The organism is Lampropedia puyangensis, assembly GCF_004833285.1.
Classification (GTDB): Bacteria; Pseudomonadota; Gammaproteobacteria; order Burkholderiales; family Burkholderiaceae_C; genus Lampropedia; species Lampropedia puyangensis.
The window spans coordinates 1-5,899 of the sequence record NZ_STFG01000044.1 but is presented as its reverse complement, the minus strand read 5'-3'; the positions used below and the strand labels follow the sequence as shown (position 1 = coordinate 5,899).

Genomic DNA, 5,899 nt, shown 5'->3' with positions numbered 1-5,899 from the left:
GCACGAATGATTCAAGGTCCTTTGCATGCACTGGCGCAGCCGTTGCTCAAGGGCTTGTCTTCTGATGGGGTGATTCTGGTGCAACTGGCTTTACCGAAAGATGGCAAGCGGTGGATGTTGGTCACTGGGGTGGAGTGTGAGCACAGCGCCTCGGGGCTGCCAAAGCTGAGAAGTTTGTTGGTGCTGGACCAAAAAGTGCCAGTCTTGTGGGGGTGTGGGCATAACGCCCGTGTGACTCTGCCAAGCAAAATGCAAAGCGATGCGATGGGTTTGCAAAACAAGCTGTGTATTTACCGGACCTTGGATGGTGGGTACTTGGCTTGTACGGTGCAGCGTATGGTTGTGATTCAGGCCAGGGCTTGACTCCACAAGCATGCGTTAAACCGTTTTGAATGCTGGGACGCCAGCATAGAAGGCAGGAGGGATCCTGCTTTCTTTTTTTTGTGAGAGTAACGGAAAAACAGCGGGTGATGGGCTTCAATGATTCGGATGGGGTTGAGTGAATGGCAAAAATCGACCGAGGCTGTGTGAAAACGCTTGGCTGACAGCTATTCAAAAATTAAAATCAAGGCACCTAGTTTTAGCGAGGTGCCCCATGAAGCGATTCGTCGAAGGCCAGTCCCGCGAGCAAGTGACCTTGCTACCTGAGTGTCTTGATGACTTTGTAGGAGCAGACAATCCAGTACGCATTGTCGATGCGTTCGTTGAAGAACTGGACTTGCTATCACTGGGTTTTAATGGGTCAACACCTGCAGCCACGGGCCGCCCAGCTTATCACCCTGCAGTGCTACTCAAGGTCTACATTTACGGCTATCTCAATCGCATTCAATCCAGTCGTCGCCTAGAGCGTGAGGTCCAGCGCAATGTAGAGCTCATGTGGCTCACTGGCCGCTTGGCACCTGACTTCAAAACAATCGCTGACTTCCGTCGAGATAACGGCATTGGCATTCGCAATGTATGCCGCCGATTTGTAGTTCTGTGTCGTGATCTGAAACTATTCAGCCAGGCACTGGTAGCGATTGACGGCAGCAAGTTCAAAGCCGTCAACACCCGTGACAAGAACTTCACCATGGGCAAGATCGACAAGCGCCAACAGCAGATTGAAGAAAGCATTCAACGCTATCTGGCCGCCTTGGATACGGCAGACCGTACGCAGCCTGAGGAACTGGAGGCACGCACCACGCGACTCCAAGACAAGATTGCCTTGCTGCGCCAACAAATGCAGGCGCTCGATGAAGTGAAGGAGCAACTCAAAGAGCAACCACAAGCAGCTCTCAACAACAGACCCTGATGCCAGATCCATGGCCACCAGTGGACGAGGCTCAGGCATGGTGGCCTATAACGTTCAAGTGGCGGTGGATGCCAAACACCACCTAATCGTCGCCCATGAAGTGATCAACCAAGGGCATGACAGAAGTGCTTTGGCCTCCATGGCACTGGCTGCACGCAAAGCCATGGGCAAACGCAAACTGCAAGCCATTGCTGACCGTGGTTACTACAGTGGCGAGCAGATCAAAGCCTGCGAAGACACAGGCGTTGCCGCCATTCTGCCCAAGCCCAATACATCAGGTGCACGTGCTCAAGGACGTTTCGATCGCTCAGACTTCATCTACATCCAGAAAGATGACGAATACCAGTGCCCTGCAGGACAGCGAGCCCTCTACCGCTTCACCCGCGAAGAAGCTGGGCTGCAAATGCGGCGCTACTGGAGCAGCGCTTGCAAGCAATGCCCGATCAAATCCCAATGCACGCCCAGCGATTACCGTCGTATCAGCCGGTGGGAGCACGAAGACGTAGTAGAGCGTGCACAACAACGCCTTGATCAAATGCCAGATGCCATGATGGTGCGAAGGCGAACTGTGGAGCATGTGTTTGGCACGCTCAAGCACTGGATGGGATACACGCATTTCTTGACCAAACGGCTGCCGAATGTCAGCACCGAGATGAGCTTGAACGTGCTGGCCTACAACCTCAAGCGGGTGCTTAGCATTCTTGGGTTTAACAAGACGATGACTGCCATACAGTCGATGGGCAAGTGAGCCCTTTTAACGGGTGAGATTGCAGCCCTAAAAGGCGTTGTATGTCTGATTGGTAGGACTCTGATCGTTCTTGATGGAAAAAACCTTAAACATCATGAAATGCGAAAGATCTGTTGTCCCATTGACTGAGATGGCGATGCATTTTTGAGTTTCCACACAGCCTCGACCCAAAGCAGTAGCCCAGAGTTAGTCTGCAATATCTCGATATTCGCCTGCAAACCATCTCTAACACATTGATGCTCAAAGGGCAGAAATATAGCATTCAAAGTATTCCAGAGGCTGGATAAATTCTCAACAGTCATATCTAAAAGTCAAATTCACGATTAGGGCCTTGTGCCACATCGCCCCATATCCTGTTAGGCAATTCGTGTCTGCTAAAAAATACCAAGTGGTAGAGTGGGCGATTGCCTTCGTCTCGCACCAGTGGCATACGCTTGCTGATCGTAAACCCCAACCCTTGCACCAAGCCACACCAATAGTCGAAGAAAGCTTCATCTGCATCACCACGCACAAATGCAGTCGGATCAATGCGGTCCCGCCAACCAGGAGCTGCCGCATCGAAACGAGCACGCTCTGGGTTGTACTCCATCAACACGTTGCGCCGCAAATCCATGGTGCTGAAATGCACCGCAAAATCAACAAACTTCAATCTCGCCAGCTTTTCGATTACATTGAAAGACAGGTACTGTAAGTTGTATGGATCGAGATACGCAAGGCAGAGAGCGCTGCGAGGAATAACTTGAAGCGCGTGATCGACAGTGGTCTCTGCAGCCCCTGGGAGCGCAATCGCAGGCGCATTCATTGCCTTCAACCGTTCTGCGCATGCCAATGCGCGTGACGTATTCAAATCACCAACAAAGCATGAGGTGAATGCAGCATTATCTCGAAGCGAGTGTTGCCACGCGACCAAGGCGCCACCAGGGCGCGTCATCGTTTCACCTTTGACCTGAATTCGTCCTGGACCACAGTACAGATCAACGAAAACGCGTTGTTTAAATTTCTCCCTTGCTCTCCTCGTTCCTTCTACATATTTGGCCAAAAAAGTGTGCTTCATTTCTGGCACCCATCGGCCAACGCCCTCTCCAGCCCGTCCGAACTCCACAGGCAAGTGTGGCAAAGGGTCATCGTCACAAGCAAGGCAAAAACTCACAGCCCACTCCTGTGCGACGCAAAGGAGAGGGAGGTTTGCGGGTTTCGTTCGATCCAATCCGTATCCCGCATGTATCGTGCAAATCGCCGAATCACTCCGTCCTCGGAACGAATGACGATGTCTTTCTCACCAGACAGCCTTGCAAGCGCGTCCTTGTACATCAGTGATGTGCTTGGAGATGTATTGCAGGTAGAGGAAAATAACTCGCCAATCTGCACAGGTTGTATGCGGTTAAAAATGTTCTTCGCGAGATGCAGAGGCAGTGTATCGGCAGATAGGTTCTGCGCCATATCATCAAACACAAACCCTCCTTCGAATTGTTGGCGGAAACCCATCATGTGGGTCGCAAGCATGTCAAGGCCCGCGCCGCCGTAATGGATAAAATGGTTCTGGTGCTCCCAGTGCACCTGTTTCATCACGTCCTGAGCACGTGGATGCCGTGAAAGATGCACCAGCCAGTATTCACCTTGACCACTACCTTCTCCACGAATGAAGAAGGGCGTAAAATACTCCGCGCCACAATTTTTCACCAAGGCTTGGTAAAGCGCAGCTTGAATAAAGCGTCGCCAATCCGCGCCATCCTCCTCTTTGATTTGTTCGATTGTTCTGCCCCTCAACTGCGAACGAATGTCGATGACTAGCTTGTCGGCAACTTTCTCCGTAAAGTCATCGTTGGTGTAGGTAGCAAAAGCCGAGACGTGAAAAGTCAAGACCACTTCACTTTTCGAAGATTCTGCAAATATCTTCTGAATCAGCGGTGCAGGCACCTCGCTATAACCATACTGATCCAGAAAGAAAAGTGCAGTTTGCGCTCGGGGCGTATGAGCATTGATCAACCGAAATACCTCTGGCGATGCGGAAGCGAAGTCGTCATGAATGACGTGAATAGTCTTCCCAACATACTCACCATATCCCCTATCTTGAAGTACCTGTCTCAGGTGCGATAGCGCACGTGCATCCTTGTCAATGAAGATATACCGTACATCAAGCTCAATAGGTTTCGTTCTCTCGATATTGACGCGGATACGGGCTTCCCGAACAGCATCTAGCATGCGAAGCGGAGACCCAAGTACTTCCGTACCGCGCCCCTTGAGCGTGTAGAGACCGCCTCCGCAGAACCCGTCGACCAGCGTGATACGCAGCTGCTCTCGTCCCCTCGCATTGAGTGTGCGCTGCTCGAAATATCGGATCAGGTAACCAACCAGCACCTCATGCTTTGTCAGACTGTGTGGATCGATTTCTGCCGGTCCGTTCTTCCAATCATAGTGACTCTCTGCCAAATGTAAGCCTTTCTGCGGTTATGAAGTCGATCGACGCTAGACTCTCTTTTCCGTATTCGGAAATTGATCCCACTGACGGCCACCTAAGGAGCGACCTGCTTTACCTTTTCCAACCGCTGCCAGCTTGATCTCTGAGCCGTCACGCCGGACGATGTGAATCGGCGTACGCCCCGTCACCGCATCAGCCGCCTGCTCCAAAGGGGCCCAATGGCCCCACTGCTTGAAATGAAACGCAACGCCAGCGTCATTGCATTGCTTGCGGAGGTCTTCCGGCCATTGTGGATCCATAGGACGTGCGCCAGGCCCAGACTCTCCACCGGCAATGACCCAATCTACACGCGAACCAGCCTTGTTCTTTTTCAACCATGGGCGCAAGTCCAGAGGACCTAAAAGAGGCTCACAAGATAAGAATCGGACTGCCGGCGTGTCGAACTCAAGAAGATACTTCAACCGTTTGCCAGCGGCATCTTGATCTTCAACAGTAGCTCCAAGCCAAACATTTGCAGGAAACTCATAGCCCTTCGGTAACTGCTTTCGTACCAAATGAATCCGTTTGGTCAACAATAACCAATCCAAATTTGGCGTATCTGCAATTAGATTTAATAGACGAAGCCGATGAGATACCAAATCCTTGCGGTTCTCGAAAACATCTGCCATAGACGCACAAAAGACGCGCCGGCGATTCTTACTTGCCTTCGCCTCTCGATCCCATTTCAAAGGCTCTTTCCAATGAGCATCACTGAAAAAGCGGCGCTCAGACTTCGGCCCCCAGACATCCTCACCCAAGCGCTTAGCCCATGTTTCCGCGTAGCAATGATCACACGCAGATGACACGCGAACACAACCCCACCATGGATTAAAGGTATGGTGTGTCCATTCGATGCGGGTATCTTTTCCCATTACTTTTTATCTTCAAACTTTTCCAACCCCTTGTTGCAAAAGGAATTGCATAAATCTACAAAACTACAAAATAAGTGATGTGACTCGGATCATCTCCCGATACGTGCCCCCATTGACTCAATGAATGCAATTGCGAAATCCACTCCTGTCCCTGTACGGTTGTAGAGCAAGAAATTGACAAAATGCCAACGATCAGCCAATTTTTGGATGTCATTAATTTCATTCGATTTTACCGCTGGAAACAACACCCAAAGTCTGCTTTTTGCTGGTACTGCAGACTGCCTGCTTCTGGCCGAAACCAGCCTAATCCTTTATGCTACCAAATGTTTCAATCAATTCATAACTGGCACTGAGTTGACTGGTCAGTGGTTTCACCAATTCTTTGTGCTTCATTGGTTCACTGTTGTCGCGCAAGCGCAGTATCTTTGGAGCATTTGGTCAATGCAGTCTAATTACTGGCTGTCAGCTTTCCCTCAAAGCCATTGAGAGACCTGCAGGGGCTTGATCTGCGTTTCATTCATCGGGCGTTC

The 5,899-nt window shown here is 50.9% G+C and carries 4 protein-coding genes and 1 pseudogene; 2 read left to right on the top strand and 3 right to left on the bottom strand.

Features of this window, described 5'->3' with window-relative positions:
- Both E9531_RS17570 and E9531_RS17180 read left to right on the top strand, forming a co-directional pair.
- A partial coding sequence (locus tag E9531_RS17570) for a hypothetical protein (RefSeq protein WP_158291839.1) occupies positions 1-363 on the top strand: 363 nt, incomplete at its 5' end.
- A gap of 232 nt (positions 364-595) precedes the next feature.
- Positions 596-2,039, top strand: a pseudogene (locus E9531_RS17180) (IS1182 family transposase).
- 304 nt (positions 2,040-2,343) lie between these two features.
- Here E9531_RS17180 and E9531_RS17175 read toward each other — a convergent pair.
- From E9531_RS17175 to E9531_RS17165, 3 genes are all read right to left on the bottom strand, one after another.
- A complete protein-coding gene (locus tag E9531_RS17175) occupies positions 2,344-3,093 on the bottom strand; it encodes a three-Cys-motif partner protein TcmP (RefSeq protein WP_244610170.1) in 750 nt (249 codons plus the stop codon).
- A gap of 92 nt (positions 3,094-3,185) precedes the next feature.
- A complete protein-coding gene (locus E9531_RS17170; protein ID WP_136574998.1) occupies positions 3,186-4,469 on the bottom strand; it encodes a three-Cys-motif partner protein TcmP in 1,284 nt (427 codons plus the stop codon).
- A 36-nt stretch (positions 4,470-4,505) separates the two neighbouring features.
- Complete coding sequence (locus E9531_RS17165; RefSeq protein ID WP_136574997.1) at positions 4,506-5,369, bottom strand: DUF5131 family protein; 864 nt, start codon at positions 5,367-5,369, stop codon at positions 4,506-4,508.
- Positions 5,370-5,899: the final 530 nt, after the last annotated feature.

What these genes read in the sequence shown, in the direction of transcription:
- E9531_RS17165 (WP_136574997.1), bottom strand. Translation starts at nt 5,369, where the DNA reads ATGGGAAAAGATACCCGCATCGAATGGACACACCATACCTTTAATCCA.
- E9531_RS17175 (WP_244610170.1), bottom strand. Translation starts at nt 3,093, where the DNA reads ATGAAGCACACTTTTTTGGCCAAATATGTAGAAGGAACGAGGAGAGCA.